We start from the raw sequence: 26552 nt of genomic DNA on the forward strand, positions 1-26552 counted from the left end.
CGCCATTCGTGTAAAGAAACGCCAAAAGGCCGCGAGGATTGCTCCCCGCGGCGTTGGTTTACGCAATTAACAGCTGATGATTCGCCAGTAGCGTCGCCAGGTCCGTCTGCACGCCGTTCAGCGTCACCAGGGTGGTTGGCGAGAACTGGCCGCCGGTACCGTCCAGATCCACCTGGATTTCGGTATTGCTGCCGTTCTGCACCACGCGGACGTAATCGGTGATGTTGCCCGCGCTGCTGTCCAGCGTGGCCACGCCGTTCACGTAGCTCGCCGAGCCCGTGCCGGTATAGCCGCTACCGGAGAGCAGATCGCGCAGGTCAATACGGTCCGTGTCCGCGGTCCCTTCCCAGGTGCCGACGGTGAAGCCGTTCACCACGTCGTGACCGTTACCGCCCGTCGCGTCCGACGCGTTGATCAGCTTGTAGAGCAACGTATCGTGACCGCCGCTGCCGATGTTGAAGGTGTCGTTCCCGCCGCGGCCTTCGAACTGGTTATCACCGCTGTTGCCGGTAATGACGTCGTCGAAGTTCGAGCCGTTGATGCCCTCAATGTTGAGCAGTCGTGACGTACCGAACCCGGTGTCCTGCGCGGTAGAGAGACGCAAATCAACGGTTACGCCGGAGGTCGCATTGCGGTAATCCACCACGTCCATCCCGCCGGTGTTGCTCCAGGTGTCGTAGTCGGAATGGGTATTCCAGCCGCCGGAGCCGTTGTAGGTATAGGTGCCATCCTCTGCGATAAAGGTGTCGTTATACCCGGTCCCGGTGAGGGTCCCGCTGTGGCCGCCGGTGGCCGCTTCGGCCGTCAGGACGTAGCCCTCTTTGCCGTTGCCCGCTTCCAGACCGCTCCAGGTGACGTTATCCGACACGCCGTTGGTGATCTTCAGGATCTCGGCCGAATAGGTTTCATTCGGATCCAGCCCGTAGAAGCTCACCAGCGCAGAGGTATCGTTCGAACCAATACCAGACTGGGCGTTGATGATCTGCGACGCCACCAACACGCCCGCGGCGTTGTACAGATTGACCGTGTTGCCGTAGTAGGCGTTGATGCCCTCGCTGTCGACAATGTGCAGGTGCATCGCGGTACCGTCAGCAATTTTGGCGCTGTTTTGCACCAGCACCACCTTGCCGTTCTGCTGCGACACCAGCAGATCCTTCGCGCCGTCCCAGTTGTAGTCCACTGCCGCCACGCCGGTGGCGTATGCCAGGCCAGTTTTAAGCTGGCTGGCGGTCCAGCTGGAACCGTAGCCGTTGTTGGTGAACAGGGTTGCCGTCTGTGAACCGCCGTAGGTGCTGAGCTTGACGATGTCCATCTGCCCGTCCCCGTTCCAGTCCACCGCCACCGAGAGATACCCCGCCGTGGCGTTAGAGGCTTCCACCGCGCTCTTGGTGGTTGAGAGCTTCCCGGTACCGTCGTTGTAGTAGATCACCCCGCCGTTGTTGTTGTAGCTGCTGCCCAGGTACAGATCCATGTAGCCATCACCGTTGAAATCCGCCCACGTCATAGACGCCGCCGTGGTGGTATTCGCGGCGTTTACCACAAACACGTTGGTCAGGTTCTGGCCGATGGAGAGCGTGCCGTTGCCATTGTTGTTGATCACGGTGAGCGAGTACGCGCCGCTGCGGTTGGTGTGCTGAACGATATCCACCGTACCGTCGTTGTTCAGGTCGACGCCGGAGATTTCACGCCCGGAGTCGAACTGACCGTAGAAACCGCCCTCCCCGCCGGTGCCGTCCGGCGACAGAACGCCGTTGTTGTTCACCAGGTAGGTCAGTGAGTCCATACCGGCATCGCCGTAAGCCAGATCCAGATAGCCATCGCCGGTTTTATCGTACGCAATCACGCCGCCGTACCAGATGGTGGTCCCCATCGCCAGCTGGCTGGCGTTATAGGTGCTGCCATCGTAGGTCCACATCACCTGAGTAGACCCGGCGTAGGTATTCTCGGTCGCGAAGATATCCTGCGTGCCGTTACGGTCAAAGTCGGCGGCGGTCTGGCTCACCACGTAGTAGCCGCGGGTGTTGGTCAGCGTATTGCCGGCATAGGTCGAGCTATCGCTACTGGAGTAAGCCTGAGTGTTCGCAATGATATTCCACAGACCGCTGCTGTTCATGCCGAGGGTCATGGTGGAGTTGTTGCTGTTCCCCGCCGTGGTTGCCCAGTCGGTATTCACCGAGGTGGTATCAATCACCAGGCTGCCGGTCGCCGTACCGGTGGTATTGCCGTTACCCGCGCTGCTCTTCACCTGCGCCGTCACGCTGTAGCCCGCCACGCTCAGGGCATCGCCGTCCGGGATCTGCAGGTACCAGGTATTGTGATCCGGGTCGACTACTACGGCACCACCCGTCTGGGAGGTGTAGGTTTTCCCGTTCACCGTCACCACCAGGTATTCACCGTTCACCAGGTCGGCGGAGACGGTACCGCTGACGATTGGGGTGGTATCCGAGGTGGTCTGGGCGGTAATCGCCGCCGTGGTGGTCGGGATACTGGTATCAACGTTCAGCACGAAGCCGTCCGATTCCGTGTAGTTACCGGCTTTGTCGGTCACACGCACGATGTACGTGTGGTTGCCATCGCTCAGGCCGTTATCCTGGAAGGACCAGCTTGCGCTGCCGTTCATGGTCACCTGACCGAGCAGAACGCCGTCGCGGTATAGCTGGACGATCTCGCCGTCTTCAGGGGCGCGGTTGAGCGTACCGTTGATCAGCGGTGCGTTATCGTCCGTGGCCACCGTGCTGCCAAAGGTGCCCTGACGCTCGCCTTCACCGTCGGTATAGCTCACTACCGTGCCTACCGTAGCTGGCGGCGTGGTGTCCACCGTCACCACCTGAGAGGCGGTGGAGCCGACGTTGCCCGCCTGGTCGATGATCCGCACCTGGTAGGTGTAATCCCCGTCAGGCAGATCGCGGGTATCGGTGTAGGTCCAGCGCTGATTAGTCACCGTGGTGTCAACCCAGGTGTTTCCGCCGTCAAGGCTGATCTGCACCCTCTCGTCGCTCGCCAGCGCGCTGCCCAGCGAGCCGTTGATGGTCAGGGTGGTGTCCATAGTGATGAAATCACTCCCGGACTGCCCGGTATCATCGCTGATGCTGTCGATGGTGATGCCGTACTGCGGCGCCTGGGTATCCACCGTCACGGTCTGGGTGGTAGTGGCACCGACGTTGCCCGCCTGATCGACTACCCGCACCTGATAGCTGTAATCGCCGTCGGCCAGAGTGCGCGTGTCGTTATAGCGCCACTGGGTACCGCTTACCGTGGCATACACCCAGGTGCTGCCGCCGTCCATGCTCACCTGCACGTACTCACCCGCTCCTAACTCTGCGCCAAGCGTGCCATGCAGGGTGTACGAGGTCGAACTGGTCAGGAAGTCGTTATTGTCGAAGCCGGTATCCACGGTGATGTTATCCACCGTCACCGTAATCGCCGCATCCGGGGCGACCGTATCGACGGTCACCTGCTGATGGGCGCTGGCGCCCACGTTGCCCGCCGCATCCACCACGCGCACGTAGTAGTCATAGGTCTGGTTACCCAGCGTACGTCCGTCCACGTAGTACCAGCTGTTGCCGGTGACAATCACGTTCTGCCAGGTGACGCCGCCGTCGATGCTGATCTGGGCATACTCGCCGTCGGCCAGCGTCGCACCGAGCGAGCCGTGCAGCGTCAGGGACGTATCGTTGGTGATAAAGTCGCTGCTGCTCAGCCCGGTATCGTCGCTGATGCTGTCGATAGCGATCGTTTTGCTGGCGTCCGGCGCAACCGTATCAATCGTCACGACCTGGCTGGCGGTGGCGCTGATGTTGCCCGCGTCGTCAATCACGCGCAGCTGGTAGTTGTAATCCCCGTCGGCCAGCGTACGACCGTCCACGTAGGTCCAGGTCAGGCCGCTCACGCTGACGTCGGTCCAGGTGACGCCGCCGTCGAGGCTGATCTGCGCGTGGTCGCCGCTGCCCAGCGCCGCGCCGAGCGTCCCTTTCAGGCTGATCTGGTTGTCGCTGGTGATAAAGTCGCTGCCGGACAGGCCGGTATCCTGGGTGACGGAATCCACGGTAATGGTCGTTGCCGCAGGCTTCGTCAGGTCAATCACCACGTCCTGGCTGTCCGTTGCCCCCACGTTACCCGCGCTATCGATCACCCGCACCTGGTACTGATACGAACCGTCCGTCAGGGTGCGGCCATCGGTGTAGCGCCACGTGGTGCCGGTCACCGTCAGGTCAATCCAGGTGGTGCCGCCGTCGAGGCTGATCTGCGCCTTCTCGTTATTGCCGAGCTGCGCGGTCAGGGAGCCGTTGACCACTACCTGCTTATCGTTGGTGATGAAATCCGTCGCGCTCAGGCCGGTGTCGTTTTGCAGCGAATCAATGCTGATGCCCATCGACGGCGCGGTGAGATCGACGGTGACGGTGTGGTTATCGCTGGCGCTGTTGCCGATGGCGTTGCTGACCTGCGCCTTAATCACGTACGAACCGCCGTCTGCCAGCGCGGTGACGTCTGCGCTGCCCACCGTGTAGCTCCAGGTGCCGTCATTCTGCACGGTCGCCGCGTAGGTTTTGCCGTTCAGGGTGATGGTCACCGTCTGGCCCGCAGGCGCGTCGGTGGTGCCGCTGACGACCAGCGGCGTGCCGTGTTCGGCCGCGTTGACGATATCGTCCTGCGCGAAGGTGTTAATGGTGATGGTTGGGACATCGCCGTTCAGCGTCACGTCATGCGTTGCGCTACCCGGGTTGCCCGCCCTGTCGCTTACCGACGCGGTAATGGTGTAATCCCCGTCGCTCAGGCCGAGGAAATCATGCCCCGGCACGAAGACCGACCACGAACCGTCCGCCCCGACGGTCGCCTGATAGCTGTGCCCGCTGAAGGAAACGGTCACCGTCTGGCCCTGTTCTGCCGTGGTGGTGCCGCGGATGGTCTGACCCGCCAGCTGCTCCGCGTTGTTGACGATATCGTCATCCGCCACGGTGCTGATGGTCACGGTCGGCGCAGCGGTATCCACCGTTAAGGTGTGCGTGGTCTGGCCTCCGTTACCGGCTTTGTCGTTGACCGACGCGGTGACCGTCAGCGCCCCCTGGCTCAGAATAGCCAGATCTGCCGCCGGCACATCGAGCGTCCAGGTGCCGTCGCTGCCCACAAGCGCAGTGTAGGTTTTGCCGCCCAGCGTCACGGTGACGGTCTGGCCCGCCTCCGCGCTGGACGATCCGTGTACCGTCAGCGGCTGCTGCGCTTCCAGCGCGTTCAGCATGTCGTCACCCGACAGCGTCGCAATGCTCACGACAGGCGCGGTGGTATCCACGCTGATGCCGTGCGTCGCCGAGGCGCTGTTGCCCGCGCTGTCCTGCGCCGACACGGATACCTGATAGCTCGCGCCATCGGCCAGGGCACCCACGTCTGCGGCCGGAACGGTGGTCGTCCAGCTGCCGTCGTTCTGGATGGTGGCCGTATAGGTCTTGCCGTTCAGCGTCACGGTGACCTGCGTCCCGCTGGCGAACTGGGCGCTGGAGCCGTTAATCACCAGCGAACTACCCGCTTCTGTCGCGTTGATGACGTCGTCACCGCTGAGGGTGTTCACCGTCAGCGCCACGGAAGCCGTGTTCACCACCACATCGTGGGTCTGGGTGCTGCTGTTGCCCGCGCTGTCGGTAATGGTCGCGCTAATGGTCACGGTGCCGTCGGTCAGGGTAGAAATCACGCTGGCCGGAACGCCCACGCTCCAGTTGCCGCTGGCGTCAACGGTGGTGGTGTACTGGTTCGAACCGATGGTGATGACCAGCTTATCGCCGACGCTCGCGCCGGTTGCCGTGCCGCTCACGATCTGCGCCTGCCCGTGCTCCACGCTGTTGATGACGTCATCGCCCGCCACGACGTTAAAGCTGACGGACGGCGGTGTGGTATCAAGCGTAATCGCTTTGCCCGCGCTGCCCGGGTTACCCGCGGCGTCGCTCACGCTGACCTGCACGGTGTAGCCGTTATCGGCCAGTGCGGAGAGGTCGGTGCCCGGTACGTTGACGCTCCAGATACCGCCCTGCTGCACCTGAGCGGTATAGCTCTTGCCGCCCAGCGTCACGGTGACCGTCTGCCCGGCTTCCGCCGTGGTGGTGCCGGAGATGGCCACGCCCGCAGCCGCTTCGCTGCCGTTAATCACGTTATCACCTGCCACCGTATCAATCGTCACGGTCGGCGCGGTCGCATCCACGCTGTACTCGCGGCCTGCCGTCGCGCTGTTGCCGTGCACGTTGGTGACGCTCACCTGCACGCTGGCGTCGCCGTCCTTCAGGCCCGCGAGATCCGCGGAAGGCACGGTGGCCGTCCAGTTGCCGTCGGCATCAACTTTCGCGGTGTAGGTATTGCCGCCGAAGGCGATTGTGACGGTCTGGTTTTCCTCCACGTTCGAGGTGCTGCCCGAGAGCACCAGATCCGCGCCTTTCTCCGCCGCGTTAATCACGTCGTCGGTGGCGATCGCATCGATGCTGATAGCCACGGCCGCCAGATCGACGGTGACGTCGTGACTGATGGATACCGGGTTGCCCGCGCTGCTCTGGCCTGCCACGGTGACGGTCACCGCGCCTGCTGCCAGGGCACCCACGTCTGCGGCCGGGATCGCCGCGCTCCAGGTACCGTTCGCCAGCACGGAGGCCGCATAGGTTTTGCCGTTAACGGTCACGGTGAGCGTGGTGCCCGCCGCCAGCCCGTCGCTGGAACCGGTGACGATCAGGTTCTGTCCGTGCTCGATGCTGTTGATCACATCATCGCCCGCCACGGTATTGATACGCAGACCCGGCAGGCTGGCGTCTATAACGATTTCGCGCTCGCCCGCGCCGGTATTGCCGTGGCCGTTGGTGACGGTCGCCGACACGGTCAAATCGCCGTTGCCCAGCGCCGTCAGGACGGACTCCGGCACGCTCACGGACCAAGTCAGATCGCTCTGCACCGTCGCGGTGTAGCTGTTGCCGCCGATGTTCACCGTCACCGTGTTACCGGCTTCCGCGTTCGCCACCTTACCGGTGATGGTCTGGCCTGCCGCCACTTCTGCCGCGTTGATGACGTTATCACCCGCCACGGTGTTGATGGTGACGGTCGGCAGCGCGGTGTCGACCAGCAGGTTCGCCGTATTGCTGACGCTATTGCCCACGCCGTTGGTCGCGGCTGCGCTCAGGGTGTAATTCGCTTCGCCCAGACCCGCCAGATCCGCCGCCGGAACCGTCAGGCTCCAGGTGCCGTCTGCGGCGGTCGTTGCAGTGTAGCTTTTTCCGTTGAGGGTCACGGTCACCAGGGTGCCTTCCGCGAGGTTGGCGCTGGTGCCGCTGACGCTTAGTTCCTGACCTTTTTCCACCGCGTTCAGGACGTTATCGCCGCTGATGGCGTTAAAGCCCACGGACGGCAGCCCGGTGTCCACGGTGACGTTATGGCTGCCGCTGCCGGTGTTGCCCGCCGCGTCGGTAACAGACGCAGTGACGGTCACGGTGCCGTCGCTGAGGCCAGAAATTACGCTGGCCGGAACGCCCACGCTCCAGTTCCCCGCCGCGTCCAGCACGGTGGTGTACGTCTGGCCGCCAATCGTGACGGTGACCTTATCGCCCGCTGCTGCGCCGGTGGCGGTGCCGCTGATGATTTGCGCCTGCGCGTGCTCAGCGAGGTTAATCACGTCATCGCCCGCCACGATGTTGATGGTCACCGCAGGCACGGTCACGTCCACCGTCAGGTTATGGTTTACGGATGCCGGGTTGCCCGCCTTGTCGCTTACGGTCGCGGTCACGGTGACGCTGCCGTCGCTGAGCGACGCCAGATCCGCCGCCGGAACGTCCAGCGTCCAGCTGCCGTCCGCGCCGACGGTTGTGGTGTAGTCCTTGCCGTTCAGCGACACGGTCACGGTCTGGCCCGCTTCGGCGGTGCTGGTGCCGGAAACCGTCAGGTCAGACTGCGCTTCCGTGGCGTTCAGGATGTCGTCAGTCGCCATCGTATTAATGGTAACGGATGGCGCGGTGGCATCCACGCTGTACTCGCGGCCCGCAGAGGCGCTGTTGCCGTTGACGTTGGTGACGCTTACCTGCACGCTGGCGTCACCGTCCTTCAGGCCCGCCAGATCCGCAGCCGGCACGGTATAGGTCCAGTTGCCGTCTGCTTCTACGGTAGTGGTGTAGATTTTACCGTTCAGGCTCAGGGTGACGGTCTGCCCGGCTTCCACGTTGGTGGTCGCGCCGGACAGCACCAGATCCGCCCCTTTCTCCGCCGCGTTGATCACGTCGTCGGCGGCAATGGCGTTGATGCTGATGGCAACGGTAGCCAGATCCACGGTCACGTCGTGGCTGATGGTAATCGGGTTACCCGCCGCGCTGTCGCCGGTGACGCTGATTTTTACTGTGCCTTCCGGCCACGCGCTCACGTCCGCAGACGGAACCGCCGCGCTCCAGGTGCCGTCCGCCAGCACCGTCGCCGAATAGTCTTTGCCGTTCACGGTAACGGTCAGCGTAGTGCCCGCCGCCAGCCCGTCGCTGGAGCCGGAAACGATCAGGTTCTGCGCATGCTCAATGCTGTTGACCACGTCGTCGCCCGCCACGGTGTTCACGCGCAGGCCCGGCAGGTTAGCGTCTATCGCGATCTCACGCTCGCCGCTGCCGGTGTTGCCGTGGCCATTGGTGACGGTTGCCGTCACGCTCAGGCTGCCGTTGCCGAGTGCGGTCAGGACGTCAGACGGCACGTTCACGGACCAGCTCAGATCGTTCTGCACCGTTGCGGTATAGCTGTTGCCGCCAACGGTCACGGTTACGGTGTTGCCCGCTTCGGCATTCGCCACGGTACCGCTCAGGGTCTGGCCTGCCGCCACTTCCGCCGCGTTGATAACGTTATCGCCCGCCACGGTGTTGATGGTGACGGTCGGCAGCGCGGTGTCGACCAGCAGGTTCGCAGCGCTGCTCACGCTGTTGCCCACGCCGTTGGTGGCGGTCGCATTGAGGGTGTAACTGGCCTGACCGAGACCGGCCAGATCCGCAGCCGGAACCGTCAGGCTCCAGGTGCCGTCCGCAGCGGTCGTTGCGGTGTAGTTTTTACCGTTCAGGGTCACGGTCACCACGGTGCCTTCCGCGAGGTTGGCGCTGGTGCCGCTGACGCTCAGATCCTGACCTTTTTCCACCGCATTCAGAACGTTATCGCCGCTGATGGCGTTGAAGTTGACCGATGGCAGACCGGTATCGACGGTCACGTTATGGGTGCCGCTGCCGGTGTTGCCCGCCGCGTCGGTAACAGACGCCGTGACGGTCACGGTGCCGTCGCTGAGGCCAGAAATCACGCTCGCCGGGACGCCCACGCTCCAGTTACCTGCCGCGTCCAGTATGGTGGTGTAAGTCTGGCCGCCGATGGTCACGGTGACCTTATCGCCCGCTGCCGCGCCTGTGGCGGTGCCGCTGATAATCTGCGCCTGACCGTGCTCGGCGAGGTTAATCACGTCATCGCCCGCCACGGTGTTGATGGTCACCGCAGGCACGGTCACGTCCACCGTCAGGTTATGGTTTACGGATGCCGGGTTGCCCGCCTTGTCGCTCACGCTCGCAGTTACGGTCACGCTGCCGTCGCTGAGCGCCGCCAGATCCGCCGCAGGAACGTTCAGCGTCCAGCTGCCGTCCGCGCTGACGGTTGTGGTGTAGTCTTTGCCGTTCAGCGACACGGTCACGGTCTGGCCCGCTTCGGCGGTGCTGCTGCCGGAAATCGTCAGGTCAGACTGCGCTTCCGTGGCGTTCAGGATGTCGTCAGTCGCAATCGTATTAATGGTGACGGATGGCGCGGTGGCATCCACGCTGTACTCGCGGCCCGCAGAGGCGCTGTTGCCGTTGACGTTGGTGACGCTTACCTGCACGCTGGCGTCACCGTCCTTCAGGCCCGCCAGATCCGCAGCCGGCACCGTGGCGGTCCATTTACCCTCAGCGTCCACCGTGGCGGTGTAGTTCTTGCCGCCGAAAGTGATGTTGACGGTTTGATTTTCCTCCACGTTTGAGGTGGTGCCGGAGAGAACCAGATCCGCCCCTTTCTCCGCCGCGTTAATCACGTCGTCGGTGGCAATGGCGTCGATGCTGATAGCGACGTTCGCCAGATCCACCGTCACATCGTGGCTGATGGAAACCGGATTGCCCGCGCTGCTCTGGCCTTCAACGGTCACGGTGACCGTGCCCGCTGCCAGGGCACTTACGTCCGCAGAAGGGAGAGCCGCGCTCCATGTACCGTCCGCCAGTACCGTCGCGGGATAGGTTTTGCCGTTGACGGTAACGGTCAGCACCGTGCCTGCGCTCAGGCCATTGCTGGAACCGGTGATAATCAGGTTCTGTCCGTGTTCGATGCTGTTGATCACGTCGTCGCCCGCCACGGTGTCCACGCGCAGGCCCGGCAGGCTGGCGTCTATCGCGATCTCACGCTCGCCGCTGCCGCTGTTGCCCACGCCGTTCGTCACGCTGGCGGTTACAGTCAGATCGCCGTTGCCCAGCGCCGTCAGGACCGATTCCGGTACATCGACGGACCAGGTCAGATCGCTCTGTACCGTTGCGGTGTAGCTGTTGCCACCAATCGTTACGGTCACGGTGTTGCCCGCCTCGGCATTCACCACCTTACCGCTAATGGTCTGGCCGGCAGCCAGCTCCGCCGCGTTAATCACGTCGTCACCGGCGACGGTGTTGATAATCACCCCCGGCAGAACGGACTCCACGTTGACGGTGTGCGAGGTGCTGGTGCCGTTGCCGACGCTGTCCGTTGCGGAGGCAGTGACGGTGTAAAGCGCTTCACCCAGCTGCCCCACTTCGCTCGCCGGAACCGTCGTGGACCATTGGCCGTTGGCCTCAACCGTGGCGCTGTAGGCTTTGCCGTTGAGCATAACGGTCACCACCGCGCCCGCCGCCAGTCCGGAAGCCGTACCGGTGATGGTCAGATCCTGCGTTTTCTCGCTGCTGTTGATCACATCGTCACCGGAGACTGTGTCGATGGTCAGCACCGGCGCGCTCAGGTTGACTTCCACCTCGCGCGTCGCGCTGTTGCTGTTTCCGGCTTTGTCGGTCAGCGCCGCGGTGATGGTGTAATCCCCGGCGGTCAGGGCACCGACGTCCGCCGCAGGCACGCCCACGCTCCAGTTGCCGGACGCATCCAGCGTCGCCGTGTAATCTTTGTTATTGATGGTGACGGTCACCACGTCGCCCGCCGCCGCGCCGGTCACTGAGCCGGTAACGATCAGAGCCTGCCCGTGCTCGGCGCTGTTGATCACGTCGTCATCGGAAACGGTGTTGATGGTCAGCTGTGGCACGGTGGTATCGACCAGCACATCGCGTGCCGCGGAGGCCGGGTTGCCCGCTTTGTCCGACACGGTGGCGCTGACGGTATAGTTCCCGTCGGTAATCGCGCCCAGATCCGCAGAAGGCACAGTCACGCTCCAGCTGCCGTTTGCCTGCACGGTGGTGGTGTAATCCACGCCATTCAGCGTCACGGTGACGGTCTGGCCCGCTTCGGCGTTGGTCACGCCGTTAACGACCAGATCCTGCTGCGCTTCGGCCGCATTGATGATGTTGTTGTCGCTGACAATTTCGATGGAGACCGTCGGCGCGGTGGCGTCCACGCCGTACTCGCGTCCCGCCGAGGCGCTGTTGCCGTTCACGTTGGTGACGCTCACCTGCACGCTGGCGTCGCCATCCTTCAGGCCAGCCAGATCTGCCGACGGCACGGTCGCCGTCCAGTTGCCGCTGGCATCCACTTTCGCCGTGTAGGACTTGCCGCCGAACGTGATGTAAACCGTCTGGTTCGCTTCCACGTTGCTGGTGGAACCTGAAAGCACCAAATCTGCGCCTTTTTCTGCCGCATTAATCACGTCGTCGGTCGCAATCGCGTCAATGCTGATAGCAACCGTCGCCAGATCGACCTTCACGTCGTGGCTGATGGAGACCGGGTTGCCTGCCGCGCTATTTCCCTCGACCTTCACGGTGACCGTGCCTGCGCCGAGCGCGCTGACGTCTGCCGCCGGAATGGCCGCCGTCCAGGTACCGTCTGCCAGCACAGTGGCCGCGTAGGTTTTGCCGTTGACGATCACGCTCAGCGCCGCGCCCGCTGCCAGGCCGTCGCTGGAGCCGGTAATAATCAGGTTCTGCGCATGCTCAATGCTGTTAATCACGTCGTCGCCCGCCACGGTATCGACGCGCAGGCCCGGCAGATTGGCGTCGATGGTGATGTCGCGCTCGCCGAAGCCGGTGTTGCCGTGGCCGTTAGTGACGCTGGCTGATACCGTCAGATCGCCGTTACCGATAGCGGTTAAGACCGCCGAAGGCACGTTGACCGACCAGCTCAGATCGTCCTGAACCGTCGCGGTATACGTATTGCCGCCGATTGAAAGGGTGACAGTGTCACCGCTCGCCGCGCCGCTTACCTTCCCGCTCAGGGTTTGTCCGGAAGCGACTTCCGCCGCGTTAATCACGTCATCGATGGCGATTGCGTTAATGGTGACCTGCGGCAACGCGCTGTCGACCAGCACGCTGTGGCTGGCGTTCGCGCCGTTGCCTGCGCTATCGGTCACGCTTGCCGTGACGGTATAGCTAGCTTCGCCCAGCGCAGAGACGTTCGCCGCCGGAACGGTCACGCTCCAGCCGCCGCTGGCGTTGGTGGTCGCGGCGTAGCTGGTGCCGTTCAGGATCACCGTAATGGCTGTACCTTCCGGCTGGTTGCTGGTGCCCGAAATCAGCAGATCCTGGCCTTTCTCGACCGCGTTAATCACGTCGTCAAGCGCCAGGGTATTGATGGCAATCTCCGGCGCGGCCAGGGAGACGTCAAATTCATGCGTGGCGGTGGTGCTGTTACCCGCTTTGTCGGTGAGGGTCGCGGAAATCGTCTGCTCGCCGTTAGCCAGCGCGCCCACGTCTGCCGCCGGAACGCCCACGCTCCAGCTTCCGGACGCGTCCAGCATCGCGGTATAGTCTTTGCCGTTCAGGGTGACGGTAATGACGTCACCCGCCTGCGCGCCCGTGACCTTGCCGGAGACGATCAGTGCCTGGCCGTGCTCGGCAATATTCACAATGTCGTCGCCCGCGACGATGTTGAAACTAATCTGCGGTACGGTGGTATCCACCAGCACGGAGGCATCCGCGCTGGCCGGGTTGCCGGCTTTGTCGGACACGGTCGCCGTGACCGCCGCGCTGCCGTCGGTGATGCCCGCCAGATCGGCTGCCGGCACGACCAGCGTCCAGCTACCGTCAGCCTGCACCTGCGCGGTGTACTGGTTGCCGTTGAAGGTTACGGTGACCGTCTGGCCTGCTTCGGCAGTGGACGTCCCGCTCAGGGTCAGATCCTGCGCTGCCTCAGCCGCATTCAGCATGTTGTCGCCGCTGATGGTATTGATGGTCACCGTTGGCGCGGCGGTATCGACGCTGAACTCCTGCGCAGACGACGCCGCGTTGCCGTTCACGTTGCTCACGCTGACCTGCACGCTGGCGTCGCCGTCCTTCAGGCCGCTCAAATCGGCTGCCGGTACGGTGTACGTCCAGTCGCCGTTGGCGTTCACCGTCGTGGAGTAGGTTTTACCCGCAAAGGTGATGGTGACGGTCTGGCCCGCTTCTACGTTCGCGGAGGAGCCGGAAAGCACCAGATCCTGACCTTTCTCTGCCGCGTTGAGCACGTTGTCCGCGGTCACGCTGTTGATGCTGACGGCGACCGGCGCGAGATCGACGTCCACGACGGTGCCGATAGTCACCGGGTTGCCGGAAGGATCCTGCGCGCTTGCCTTGATATCCAGCGAACCGTCCGCCCACTGGGACACGTCCGCTGCCGGAACCGCCGCCTGCCAGGTACCGTCCGCCAGTACGGTTGCGGAATAGATCTTGCCGTTAATGGTCACCGTGACGGTGCTGCCCGCTGCCAGATCGGTGCTTGAACCGGAAACAATCAGGTTCTGAGCGTGCTCAATGACGTTAATGACATCATCACCCGCCACGGTATCAATACGCAGGCCCGGCAGTTGGGCGTCGATGGTGAAGTCCAGCGAAGTCGAACCGGTGTTGCCGTGCGCGTTGGTGACGCTGGCCGATACGGTCAGTTCGCCGTTGCCGAGCGCGGTTAACTGGCTCTCGGTTAACGGCAGGCTCCATGAGAGATCGTCCTGCACGGTAGCGGTGTATGTCTGCCCGCCGAGGATAATCGTGACGGTATCGCCCGATGCCGCGTTAGAGACCTTCCCGGTCAGGGTTTGCCCTGCGGTGACTTCCGCCGCGTTGACGATATTGTCGGTCGCGAAAGTGTTGATAGTGACGACCGGCAACGCGCTGTCCACCAGCACATCGTGCGAAGTTGAGGCGCTGTTGCCCACATTATCGGTAACGCTCGCCGTCACGGTGTAATTGGCTTCGCCCAGCGCGCTCACCGCAGAGGCAGGCACGGTGACGCTCCAGCTGCCGCTGGCGTTAGTGGTGGTGGTGTAGTTGATACCGTTCAGGTTTACGGTGATGGTGGTCCCTTCCGGCTGGTTGCTGGTACCGGAAAGCAGCAGATCTTCACCCTTCTCTGCCGCATTGATCACGTCATCTACGGCCAGGGTGTTAATACCGATAACAGGCGTCACGGTATTCACCACCACATCCAGAGAACTGCTGCCAGTGTTGCCGGACCGATCGGTCACGGAGACGTTAATGGTCCAGGTGCCGTCCGTCAGCCCCTGAACAACGGATGCAGGCAGGCCGAGGCTCCAGTTGCCCGCCGCGTCCACCGCGGTGGTGTAGTCCACGTTATTAATAGTGATGGTGACCAAATCGCCCGCCGCCGCGCCGGTGACGGAGCCGCTCAGGATCTGCGCCTGAGAATGGGCCAGCTGGTTAACGGTGTTGGTGTCGGTGACAAAGTCATTAATGGTCACCTGCGGCACGGTGGCATCCACCAGACCAACGCGGTCCGCACTGCTGCTGTTACCTGCCACGTCGCTGACGGAGGCCGTCACGGTGACAGTGCCGTCTGCCAGCGCGCCAACGTCGGCGGCAGGCACGTTCAGCGTCCAGGTGCCGTCAGCTTGTACGGTAGTTTGATAGTTTTTGCCGTTCAGCGTCACGGTGACCGTCTGGCCCGCTTCAGCGGTTGTGCTGCCGCTGAGCACAAGATCCTGCTGCGCTTCTGCCGCATTGATGATGTTGTCGTCGGTCAGATTATCGAGCGTAATGGTCGGCGGCTGCGTATCGACGGTCACCACGCGTGAGGCGTCCGCGCTGTTGCCGCTGACGTTGGTCACGCTGACGCTTACCTGCGCCCGCCCGTCAATCAGTGTTTCCATGGCGTTCGCCGGGACGGTCAGGCTCCATGAGCCATCCTGCTGCACCTGCGCGGTAAAAGTCTGGTCGGCAAATTTCACCACCACGGTTTGCCCAGCCTCCACGCCCTGCGTCTGGCCGGAAAGGTTTAAGTCGCCCCCTTTTTCTGCCGCGTTCAGCAGGTCATCACCGGAGACGGTATCAATGGTGACCGCCACGGCGTTGAGATCGAGTTCAATCGGGTGTTCAGCCGCAACGGTGTTACCCCAGGCATCTTCCGCGCTGACGCTGACCGTCATACCTCCGGCCGTCCAGGCCTGCAGATCCGCAGCAGGAACGCCAATGCTCCAGCCGCCGCTGGCGGTCACCACGGCCTGATATTCGACATTGTTGATGGTGACGACAATCGGCGTACCTGCGGCCAGATGGGTGCTGGCGCCGGTGACGGTCAGATCCTGCTGCTGCTCGATGGCGTTGATTACGTCATCGCCGGAAATGGTGTTTACGCGCAGACCCGGCAGTTCCGCGTTGATATTGATATCGCGCTCGCCGGTGCCGGTATTACCGTGCCCATTGGTCACGGAGGCGGTAAAGGTCAAATCCCCGTCGCCGAACGCCTGAAGATCCGCTGAAGGGATCGTGACGTTCCAGGTCAGATCGCTGCCCACCGTGGCGCTGTAACTCTTACCGCCAACGGTAACAGACACCGTATCGCCCGCCGCCGCGCCGGTAACGCGGCCACTGAGGGTTTGGTCCACGCCCGCTTCGGCGTTATTAACCAGGTTATCCCCCGCAAAGGTGTTAATGATCACCTTCGGCAGCACGGTATCGACCAGCAGATTCGCCTCTGCGGAGCCGCTGTTACCCACGCTGTCGGTGCCGCTGACGCTGACGCTATAAAGGGTGTTCGCCAGATTCAGTACGTCGGATACCGGCACCTGAACCGCCCAGATACCGTTTTCGACGGTCGCCTGATAGCTGACGTTGTTCAGCGTCACGGTAACGGCGCTGCCGTCCGGCAGGTTGCTGGTGCCGCTCAGGCTCAGCGGCTGCATCGCCTCCCGGGCATTCAGCACGTTGTCCTGGCTGATGGCGTCAATCGTAAATTCCGGCGGGTTGCCGCTCAGCGCAATGCCGTGCGTGGCGCTACCGGTGTTCCCCGCTGCGTCGGTGACGGAGACGGCAATGGTATGGTTGCCCTCACCCAGCGCGCCGACGACGGAGGCAGGAACGCCCACGTTCCAGCTGCCGTCTGCCTGTACGACGCCGGTGAAGGTCTGGCCACCAACGGTCACGGTGACGACATCGCCTGCCGCCGCGCCGCTCGCCTGCCCGGAAATAATCTGCGCCTGGCCCTGCTCGCTGGTGTTGAGGATATCGTCGCCCGCGACGGTGTTGATGGTGACGACCGGCGCGTTGGTATCTACCGTGAAATCCGCGGTCACGGACGAGCCGTTGCCCGCTTTGTCGCTGACGTTCACCGTCAGGGTGTGGTGACCCTCATTAAGGGCCTGCACCTCGCTGGCCGCCAGCGTGACGGACCAGGTGCCGTCGCTGCCCACCGTGGCGTTATAATTTTTGCCGTTCAGCGTCACCGTCACAATCTGCCCGGCTTCCGCGTTGGTTTTACCACTCAGCGTCAGCGGCTGGTTGTGCTCAGCGGCATTAATGATGTTGTCCTGCGCGAGCGTATCGACGGAGAGCGTTGGCGCAGCGGTATCCACGCCAATCGTCTGGCTTCCGCTCACGGTGTTACCCGCCGCGTCTTTGCCGCTGACGCTGACGGTCCAGGTACCGTCGCTGAGCGCCTGCGCGTCTGCCGCAGGCACGTTAACGCTCCACGCGCCGTCTGCTCCCACCTGAGCGGTGTAGGTTTTGCCGTTCAGCGTTACGGAAACGTCGGTTCCCTGCGCCAGATGCTGGCTGCTGCCGGACAGCGTAAAGCCTGCGGACTGTTCGCTGGCATTAATCACGTTGTCACCCGCCGTTGTCGCCAGCGTAAGCGTGGCCTCGGACGTAGAAACGGTCACGGTGATGTTGCCCGCTGACGTGGTTTTACTGCCGTCGATCTGCACCACCGACCAGGTGTGCTCTCCGTCGGCCTGGGTCGGGAGTTTTACCGTCCAGGTGCCGTCTTTACCGACCATCGCGCTGGCGATGGTGCTGCCGCTGCCGTCTTTAATCTGGATGGTCGCGCCCGGCTGACCGGTACCGCTGAAGGTCGGCGCGTTATCGTCCGTGAGGGCGTTTGCGCTCAGCACTCCCTGCTTGTCGCCCACCTTGTCCGACAGCAGGAAGGTCGGCGTGGCGCTTTCCACTTCTTTGGTGTTATCAATGACTTTCGTTTTGGTTTCGCCGTCACCGCCGTGGGCCAGCAGTGCGCCGATAGCACCGCCGCCTAACGCCGCCCCTGCAATCCAGCCCCACGGGGCATCGCTCAGGGCGCTTCCCTGCTCCAGGAAGGGTTCAATGCTGCTAATGGGTGTGGCCTGCGCGGTTAATTCAATAGCGGCAACGCCTGACGCTTCCCCGGCATCGGCAAAAGAGAGATGAGTCAGTTCCTGCCCGTCGTTGAACACCAGCTCTGACTGATGTTGGGTTTCAGGATCTTCAACAAAATAGTTATTGCAGCGAATAACGCTGCCGTCCTTCATATAAATGAGAAGGTCTTTACCCTGGCGGACATAACGCTCCACGTCCTGAGCAGAGCCCTGAATTTCAATCACGCTCGGCGATGAAATAGAGACCGACAGATTTCCTTCGCCGGTTAATTTCGTTTTCTCCGCCGTTTTGCGAATGATGACATCAACAACCTTTACGTTACTCATATTCCTCTCCTTGCAGGTGTACGGATCCCTGTGGATATATCCACCAGACGGATGTAGCTATCCCTGGGAAAAAACACCCATTATTTTCAGACTTATTTCGTGCAGCTATGCGTGGCTTTTGTTAACTCAAATCGGGTAATTTTGCGGCAGCGTTTTTCTCTATTCCAATAAGCGGCATTAAATTATCAACCGCGGAAGCATAATTAATTGCCGAACTCCAGCCATCATACTCGGCGATTATTTTCGCCGACGTGGCCTGCCAGACATCCTGCTCAACGCTGAGCAAATCATTAATGCTCCGCTTGCTCAGGGTGTATTCATTTTTATAAACCTCGCGGGCCCGCAGCGCATTTTCCAGCTGCCGCTTCCCGGCCTCCATTCTTCCCCGTGCGCCGGTCCAGTCAGCTTGCGCGACGGAGGCCTTTTGCAGCACGTCGAAACGCGCCTGATCGACCTGAGAGGACGCCATCGCCCGTGCACCCTCAGCCTGACGCACGCGTGCAGATACCGCGCCGCCCTGATAAAGCGGTGCGTCAATATTGAGCTGGATCTGGTCGTCCCAGTATGAGCGGTTGTCCGACTCGTAACGCGTGCGTCCCCCCTTCAGGCTCAGGGTTGGCCAATGCTGGGACTTCGCCGTTTCAACACCATACTGGGCCGAACGTTCCATATTCTGCGCGGCCATTACCGCCGGTATTAACGAATAATCAATGCGGTTGAGCGAATCCGGCTCAACGGCGAGGTTTGCGGGTACCGGCGAATAATGATCTGCCTGCATTCCGGTTAATACCGCGAGCCTTGCGCGGGCGCTGTTCAACGCGGCGTTATACTGCGCCACCGTCGCCTGCATGCCGGCAATACGCGTGCGGGTCTGGAGTTCATCGGAGGTGGAACTCACGCCCGCATCGGCGCGCAGTTTTGCCAGCTGCTCCACGTTTTTCAGTGCCTGAACATTCTCTTTTGCCGCCTGTAGCAGGTCGGAATAACGTTTGACCTCCACGTAGCCGAGCGCCGTTTTTTCCGCCACGTCAGAAAGCGTGCTCATCAGCTGGTAGCGGTAGCTATCGCGCTGTGCGGAAGACTGGCTGATGCTGTTGTTGGTCTTGCCAAAATCGTATATCAGCTGGGTCAGGCTCACTCCCCAAGCCGCAGAGTTCTTCAGCGAACCGCTGGAATCGGTGGTCTGGCTATGCCCCGTACTCCCGTTCAACGCTATTTGCGGCATCCAGCCGCTGCGCGCCTCGTCTATTTGCGCCTGACCAATACCTAACTGCGCGGCCTGCTGGCTAATTGACGGATCGCGATCGATAGCGAAAAGAATACTTTCCTTTAAGGTCGTCGTTGCCATCGGGGCAATACCTACCGCGCCACTATTGGCATAAGCCGTATTTAGGGCTAATGAAATTAACGCCAGCGTAGCTATAAATTGGCGTGAAACAGGCTTGCGTAATATCGTCATTTTATCTCCCTGACTCTGAGTGATACTCAAGCAATTACCCAAAAAGAGGTACAGATAATTAGACAAATATCTTATTTAACTTCCTCGCTAAATTTCAGGTAAAGCTCCCCATACCCATTTCCGATGGAGATGAGATCCGCCTTTGTCTTATTAAATTTAAGAAATTACTTATTTCATAAGTTGATTTGCAGCATAACAAAATGTGGTATAGGCCACTACACCCACAATGTTAATGCAGTGTTACATATAAGAAAAAACATGGGGTTTCTGGACAAAACTCCGAAAGTAGCCTTTCAGATGAAACATCAAAACACACTGTAATTTAAGGAAAATTCTTAATCTCCTCTGCGCACATTTTTGCGTTAATTTCTGAGCGGGTCAGACACAAAGATTTTCAAAGAAGTGTCAACTTAAGTAAGAGCCATCGATTTGTTGAAAAATAATTCCAATAAAAAACATAAATAAGACATTAAATGCTTTATTTTAATTTCATATCAGCACATTCCACCAATTAATGACAATGCGTTGGTTACATAACCCAAATCGTTGATTAAAACATAACATTAACACTCTGGTTAACATTCAGAACGGCTTAATGATATCCGCTTAATATAATTCCAATAATCAAACATCAACCTGGTTTATGATGCCCCTTCCTTCTGCGTCAAAATGCTGTATTATGCGATTTATTGCGACATTTTGCAGGATTGCTGCCCATGCACAAAACCGCACGTCAACGCTATGTCCTTGATATTCTCAGTGAACAAGGTCAGGCCAGCATCACCGAGCTGGCAGAAAAGCTGCAGGTTTCGGCGGATACCGTTCGTCGGGATCTGACCGATCTGGAAAATCAGGGGCTTGCCCAGAAGAATCACGGCGGGGCTATTGCTCTGAATCTTTCGGCCATGAATCGTCAGGGCCGCAATACCCTGCTGCCGGAAACCAAGCAGCGCCTGGGGAAACAGGTTGCGCAGGCGGTTCCGCCGGGTTCCACCCTGTTTCTGGATGCCGGCAGTACGGTGATGGCCGTCGCTACTTTTCTGCAGGGGCCTCACACCGTGATCACTACCTCGCTGGATATCGCCCAGCATTTTAGCGACCGGGAAGACATTGAGCTTATTCTGCTCGGTGGAAAATGGGACCCGAAGCAGCGCCTGTTTGCTGGCAGCGCCACGTTGTCCCTGCTGTCACGCTATCGGGCCGATATCGCCATTCTCGGTGCGTGCGCCCTTCATGCCGAACTCGGTTTGAGTGCCGGTAAAGAAGCGGATGCCGAGGTGAAACGCGCGATGCTCGCCGCAAGCCATGCGCACTGGATTGTTGCCGATCACCTGAAAGTTAACCGCTGCGAGCCGTATCTGGTCTCCGGGCTCACCGATATTCATCAACTCTTTTTAGATCGTCCCTGGCCTGAGCTTGGGGACCCTGGCGCATTACGGGTCACGGTGTGCGCGCAATAACGTGGAGAAGGTCATGAGTAAAGTTCAAACAATCAACATTGCGCTGATCGGGTATGGTTTTGTCGGTAAAACCTTCCATGCCCCGCTGATCCAGTCCGTGGACGGGCTCAAGCTGGCGGTGGTCTCTTCCCGTGATGAAGAGAAAGTGAAGCGCGATCTTCCGGATGTGCTGGTGGTAGCCACGCCCGAAGAAGCCATTCAACATCCTGATGTCGACCTGGTGGTCATTGCCTCCCCTAACGCCACCCACGCGCCGCTGGCGACGCTGGCCCTGAACTCGGGAAAACACGTGGTCGTGGATAAGCCTTTCGCTCTGGATATGCAGGAAGCCCGGGACCTGATTGCCCTGGCGGATGAAAAGCAGCTTCTGCTCTCCGTTTTCCACAACCGCCGCTGGGACAGCGATTTCCTCGGCATTAAGCAGATTATTGAGCAAGGCACGGTTGGCAAGGTTAAGCATCTGGAGTCGCATATTGACCGCTTCCGCCCGGAAGTGCGCGTGCGCTGGCGCGAGCAGAACGTCCCCGGCAGCGGTCTGTGGTTTGACCTGGGCCCTCACCTGATCGACCAGACGCTCCAGCTGTTTGGCCTGCCAGAGTCTGTTCAGGGAAATATCGCCACGCTGCGCGACGGCGCAGAGGTTAACGACTGGGCGCATGTGGTCCTCAATTACCCGGATCATAAGGTGGTTCTGCACGCCAGCATGCTGGTGGCTGGCGGTACGGCGCGCTTTACCGTTCACGGGGACAAAGGCAGCGTGGTGAAAGCCAGAATCGATCAGCAGGAAGCGCAGCTGCTGGCTGGCGTAATCCCCGGCAGCGACGCCTGGGGCGAAGACGACGACAGCATGGTGTTCTTCGGAGCTGATGGTAAACCCCAAACGATTGCCACGCCAAAGGGCGATCAGCGGCAGTACTACATCAACGTGCGGGATGCGATGCTCGGGAAGATCGCCAATCCCGTTCACCCTGTCGAGGCGTTAGCGGTCATGGCTGTTCTGGAAGCGGCGGTGAAATCGTCAGAGACGGGGTCAACGCAGACGCTGGCGTTAACTGATGAAGAGCGTGTTCTTCTGGGTTAAAAAACAAGCCGGGTGGCGCTGCGCCGCCCGGCACGAGTTAAAGATTACTGACGCTTATTCGGCATCATGCGCAAAAGAGTATTATCTTTCCAGAAATAGTGGTGCATCAGCGCCGCAAAGGCGTGCAGACCAATCACGAAATAGCCCAGGTTTGCCAGCGTAACGTGCCACTCCTTCAGCACATCCACCAGGTCAAAATTCCCCTCCGCCGCGTGAGGCATCGCCAGACCAAAGGCGAACCAGTCGTTTCCACGGTTATACATCATTACAATGCCAATCAGCGGCAGCGCAATAAACAGCAGATAGACGATCAGATGCCCAAGGTGGGACATACCGGTAATCATCGCTTTGGGTTTAGGCTGAATGGGCGGTGCGGGAAACTTCAGGCGGATCAGCAATCTCGCCACCATCAGCACCAGAACCGAGATGCCGCAGGAGACGTGGATCATGTTAATAAGCGGTCGATCGGAACGCGGGAAAAAGCCCCTGAATTCCATCGCGCAGTAGGCGACGACGATTAACAAAAACACCAGCCAGTGAATCGTGATTTGCAGGCTTGTATATTTAGTGCGCATGGGATTTCCTGAAATAAAACAGTCACCGCGCCAACATAATCTCCTTTCCTTAAAAATTCATTAACTTTTCTGTATGGTTTTTCAAATACTTCCCCTCGCATGAAGCATCTTCAATTGCTGCCCTGCCCGTGATGGTCTAAGCCTGGATGAGTTCAAACTGTCGTATCGACACGTTCACAGGAGAACACCATGAGTAAAATTGGCATTAACGGATTTGGACGCATTGGCCGCCTTGTGCTGCGCCGCCTTCTTGAAACCCAGGACAGTAATACCGTCGTCGCCATCAACGACCTCACCTCCCCGAAAGTCCTGGCCTACCTGCTCAGGCACGATTCCAACTACGGTGGCTTCCCCTGGAGCGTGGACTTCACCGAGGATGCGCTGATTGTCGACGGTAAAACCATCGCGGTGTACGCCGAAAAGGAGGCAAAGCACATTCCGTGGAAAGCCGCGGGCGTGGATATCGTCGTGGAGTGCACCGGCTTTTATACCTCAGAAGAAAAATCGCGGGCGCACCTGGACGCCGGTGCGAAGAAAGTGCTGATTTCGGCGCCCGCGGGTGAGATGAAGACCATCGTTTATAGCGTGAATGACGATACCATTGACGCCAGTGATACTATTATTTCCGTCGCGTCCTGCACCACCAACTGCCTCGCCCCGCTGGCAAAAGCCCTGAACGACGCGTTTGAAATTAAAGTGGGCACCATGACCACCATTCATGCCTATACCGGCACCCAGGCGCTGGTGGATGGCCCGCGCGGGAAAGATTTGCGCGCCTCGCGGGCGGCGGCAGAAAATATTATTCCGCATACCACCGGCGCGGCGAAAGCCATCGGCCTGGTGATCCCCGCGCTCAGCGGCAAACTAAAGGGTCACGCCCAGCGCGTGCCGGTGAAAACCGGATCGGTAACCGAGCTGGTAGCGATTCTGGGTAAAAAGGTGACGGTCGAGGAGATCAACGCCGCGTTGAAAAAGGCGACCCAGGGGAATAAATCGTTCGGGTATACCGATGACGAGATTGTGTCGTCAGATGTGATTGGCTCGCACTATGGTTCGGTGTTTGACGCCACGCAGACGGAGGTGTCAGAAGCGGGAGACCTGCAGCTGGTGAAAGCCGTTGCCTGGTATGACAACGAGTATGGGTTTGTGACGCAGCTGGTGCGGACGCTGGATAAGTTTGCGGCGCTGTGATTTTCCCCTCACCCTAACCCTCTCCCCAATGGGGCGAGGGGATTGTTCCGTGCCTAAATTATTTTACGTGCGCCCTTCAGGACAGGATCCTGCTGTAGCTGTTTCCACGCGGCAGTCACCGCCTCCGGAAAGGCAACGTGGGCGATAAAATCCCGCCCGGCCGGGCCATAGCCGTTAACGTCATCATACAGCCGCGGCAGTTCACCCAGAACCAGCGACAGATACCGGTCAACGGGCCACAGCCCGGCATTGCCCCCACTAAACTCCACGCCCTCTGTGCCGTTTTGCAGCACTGGCGTAAACCCGGGATGGCTGATCCACTGCGGTGATGCGGGTTCATCGCGGCACACGCGGGCAAACGTCGCCATCGTGCGGCGCTGCATCGTTGGGTCCTGCACCACCAGCACGCGCCCGCTTGTCCGCTGACGCTCTTTCAGCATGTTCCAGCTAAAGCGCGCGTTTTCACCGCAGTTGGTGGAGCGATCTTCAACCCACAGGCGCGCCTCGGGGATCTGCCAGAACGCCCGCGCAACGTCGGCAAGAATGCTCGCTTCGGCCCGCCCTTCGACTTGTAAGGTGTGATAACGCGGATGATTGCCGATAGCTGAATATAAAAACGCGGTTGAATGACCAATACCGCCGCTAATCAGGAGCGGGATTTCTCGCTGCGCGGCAATACGGCAGGCTGCCTCAATGGTCGGGATCACCGCGTTCCCTGCCAGAATTACCGCATCGACGTCCGGGGGCTGGCGGCTGCCGCTCAGGTCGTCCTGCGCCAGCCATTCACCGACAGTATTGATAGCCGCCAGCGTGGCATCCGGCAGGATGGGAAAATGGGTCTGTTCCATGATGAACTCCTTCTCGCTATCCCTTCAGGGTAGCGACTTCAGGTTCTCAACACAACGGCGACATCGGGCCGCTCTTTTTCCTTAAATTTCTCTCGTACATTTGATTAACATGCGCAAATCATATTCACTTGAATTATCATTTGCGGCAGACGTAGAATCGCTAGCCCGCTAATTATTCAATCATTTCTAAGGTAATGACGTTATGCGCCTGCCCGAACGCGACCCTTATGCTCCTCGCGAGTGGCAGCCCCATGAGAAACCCGCCCTGCTGGGTTCGCCTTCCACTCCCGAGCACAGTACGCCAAAACGCGTCGCCTATGGCGTCGTTGGGCTGCTGGTTTGCCTGACGGGGGCACTGGGCAATGCGGTGGTTACCGCCAACCTGCAAAACCTGCAGGGAACCTTCGGGGCCTGGTCGACCGAAATCGCCTGGCTGCCCGCAGTCTATGTGATGACCAACATCTCCATTAACCTGCTGCTGGTCAAATTTCGTCAACAGTACGGCCTGCGCGCCTTTACGGAAGGTTTTCTGGTGCTCTACGTGCTGGTCACCTTTTTCCACCTGTTCGTTAACGACCTCAGCTCCGCGCTGATGGTACGCGCCGCGCACGGGATGGTGGCCGCCGCGCTCAGCTCGCTGGGGATTTACTACCAAATCCAGGCCTGGCCTGCGAAGCATCGCCTGAAGGCGCTTACCATCGGGATCACCGGATCGTCGCTCGCTATTCCGCTGGCGCGTCTGTTTTCCACTGAGCTTCTCCAACTGGACGAGTGGCGCGGGCTCTATTTCTTTGAACTGGGGCTGGCGCTGATCTCCTTGGCCTGCGTAATCGCCTTAAAACTGCCGCCGGGTGACCGACGCAAGGTCTTCGAGAAGAAAGACTTTGTCACCTTCTTTTTACTGGCTCCCGGAATGGCCCTGCTCTGCGCCGTGCTCTCTTTAGGCCGTCTTGACTGGTGGTTCGAGGCGCCGTGGATCGGCTGGTCGCTGGCGCTATCGCTGGTGCTGATTGTTTCCGCCATCGTGTTTGAACATAACCGCGCCAACCCGCTGCTGAACACCCGCTGGCTGTCGAGCGGCAGCATCGTTCGCCTGGGGCTGATCATGCTGCTGATCCGCATCGTGCTGGCGGAGCAAAATACCGGCGTCATCGGCTGGCTGCAGTACGTGGGGTTACAGAATGAGCAGATGACCCATCTGGCGTGGTCTATTTTCGCCGGGATCGTCTGCGGGATCGTCACCAGCTGCCTCACCATCAAGCCCACAAAGCTGGCGTGGCCGATTATCACCTCTCTGGCGCTGATGATTGTTGCCTCGCTGCTGGACAGCCAGTCCAATAACCTGACCCGCCCGGATCAGCTGATGGTCAGCCAGTTCCTGCTGGGCTTCGGCAGCGCCTTCTTCCTGGCGCCCGCCATGCTGGCCGCCATTGGCGGGGTAATTGCCGACCCGCGCAACCTGGTCAGCTTTTCGGTCATGTTTGGCATGAGCCAGAACCTCGGCGGCCTGTTGGGATCGGCGATTCTCGGCACCTTCCAGACCTGGCGCGAGAAATACCACTCCAGCCTGCTGGCGGATCAGCTCACCACGCTTAACCCGCTGGTCAACGAGCGGATTCAGCTTTATACCCAGATGTATAAAAGCCTGATTGGCGACAGTACGCTGCTGGGAACGCAGGCCATTACCCAGCTACAGACGGTGACCACCCTTGAGGCAAATATTCTGGCCTACAACGATACTTATCTGCTGACGGCAAGCATCGCTGCCGCCACGCTGGTCTGGATTTTATGGCGCTTGCTGCGCCTGCGCATTACTGCCCGTATGGCGCTGAAGAACGCCACCGGCAACAAATAATTGTAATATTTCTGGAGAG

The 26552-nt window shown here is 60.3% G+C and carries 8 protein-coding genes; 4 read left to right on the forward strand and 4 right to left on the reverse strand.

The genetic code is table 11. The features are described from left to right. Positions 1 to 58 precede the first annotated feature (58 nt). Positions 59 to 18064 (reverse strand): Ig-like domain-containing protein, encoded by an 18006-nt coding sequence (locus INF77_RS15155; protein WP_193531845.1) that lies wholly within the window; start codon positions 18062 to 18064, stop codon positions 59 to 61. A gap of 121 nt (positions 18065 to 18185) precedes the next feature. Next, on the reverse strand, positions 18186 to 19523 hold the full coding sequence (locus INF77_RS15160) for a TolC family outer membrane protein (RefSeq protein ID WP_041910078.1): 1338 nt from the start codon (positions 19521 to 19523) through the stop codon (positions 18186 to 18188). Positions 19524 to 20239: 716 nt separating this feature from the next. Between INF77_RS15160 and INF77_RS15165 the strand changes: the two genes are divergently transcribed. Further along, complete coding sequence (locus tag INF77_RS15165; RefSeq protein ID WP_028013082.1) at positions 20240 to 20983, forward strand: DeoR/GlpR family DNA-binding transcription regulator; 744 nt, start codon at positions 20240 to 20242, stop codon at positions 20981 to 20983. A gap of 13 nt (positions 20984 to 20996) precedes the next feature. Then, the gene (locus INF77_RS15170; protein ID WP_193531844.1) at positions 20997 to 22064 is read left to right on the forward strand and encodes an oxidoreductase; all 1068 of its coding nucleotides are present in this window, start codon (positions 20997 to 20999) and stop codon (positions 22062 to 22064) included. Positions 22065 to 22108: 44 nt separating this feature from the next. Here INF77_RS15170 and cybB read toward each other — a convergent pair whose 3' ends face one another. Then, positions 22109 to 22639: a cytochrome b561 gene (cybB, locus tag INF77_RS15175; RefSeq protein ID WP_032644876.1), complete on the reverse strand. Its 531-nt coding sequence runs from the start codon at positions 22637 to 22639 to the stop codon at positions 22109 to 22111. Between the two features lie 189 nt (positions 22640 to 22828). Here cybB and gap point away from each other — a divergent pair, with 189 nt between their 5' ends. Next, complete coding sequence (gene gap, locus INF77_RS15180; protein WP_028013079.1) at positions 22829 to 23830, forward strand: type I glyceraldehyde-3-phosphate dehydrogenase; 1002 nt, start codon at positions 22829 to 22831, stop codon at positions 23828 to 23830. A gap of 53 nt (positions 23831 to 23883) precedes the next feature. Here gap and INF77_RS15185 read toward each other — a convergent pair whose 3' ends face one another. Next, a complete protein-coding gene (locus INF77_RS15185) occupies positions 23884 to 24678 on the reverse strand; it encodes a YdcF family protein (protein WP_193531843.1) in 795 nt (264 codons plus the stop codon). 202 nt (positions 24679 to 24880) lie between these two features. Here INF77_RS15185 and INF77_RS15190 point away from each other — a divergent pair, with 202 nt between their 5' ends. Beyond that, entirely contained in the window at positions 24881 to 26533 is a 1653-nt protein-coding gene (locus INF77_RS15190; RefSeq protein ID WP_048959898.1) for an MFS transporter, read from the forward strand. Positions 26534 to 26552 lie beyond the last annotated feature (19 nt).

The sequence above is a fragment of the Enterobacter cloacae complex sp. P1B genome (genome assembly GCF_014982345.1).
Taxonomy (GTDB): domain Bacteria; phylum Pseudomonadota; class Gammaproteobacteria; order Enterobacterales; family Enterobacteriaceae; genus Enterobacter; species Enterobacter bugandensis.

Excerpts from the sequence above, each read along its gene's own strand:
- INF77_RS15155 (WP_193531845.1), bottom strand. The coding sequence starts at position 18,064 with ATGAGTAACGTAAAGGTTGTTGATGTCATCATTCGCAAAACGGCGGAG.
- INF77_RS15160 (WP_041910078.1), bottom strand. The coding sequence starts at position 19,523 with ATGACGATATTACGCAAGCCTGTTTCACGCCAATTTATAGCTACGCTG.
- INF77_RS15165 (WP_028013082.1), top strand. The coding sequence starts at position 20,240 with ATGCACAAAACCGCACGTCAACGCTATGTCCTTGATATTCTCAGTGAA.
- INF77_RS15170 (WP_193531844.1), top strand. The coding sequence starts at position 20,997 with ATGAGTAAAGTTCAAACAATCAACATTGCGCTGATCGGGTATGGTTTT.
- cybB (WP_032644876.1), bottom strand. The coding sequence starts at position 22,639 with ATGCGCACTAAATATACAAGCCTGCAAATCACGATTCACTGGCTGGTG.
- gap (WP_028013079.1), top strand. The coding sequence starts at position 22,829 with ATGAGTAAAATTGGCATTAACGGATTTGGACGCATTGGCCGCCTTGTG.
- INF77_RS15185 (WP_193531843.1), bottom strand. The coding sequence starts at position 24,678 with ATGGAACAGACCCATTTTCCCATCCTGCCGGATGCCACGCTGGCGGCT.
- INF77_RS15190 (WP_048959898.1), top strand. The coding sequence starts at position 24,881 with ATGCGCCTGCCCGAACGCGACCCTTATGCTCCTCGCGAGTGGCAGCCC.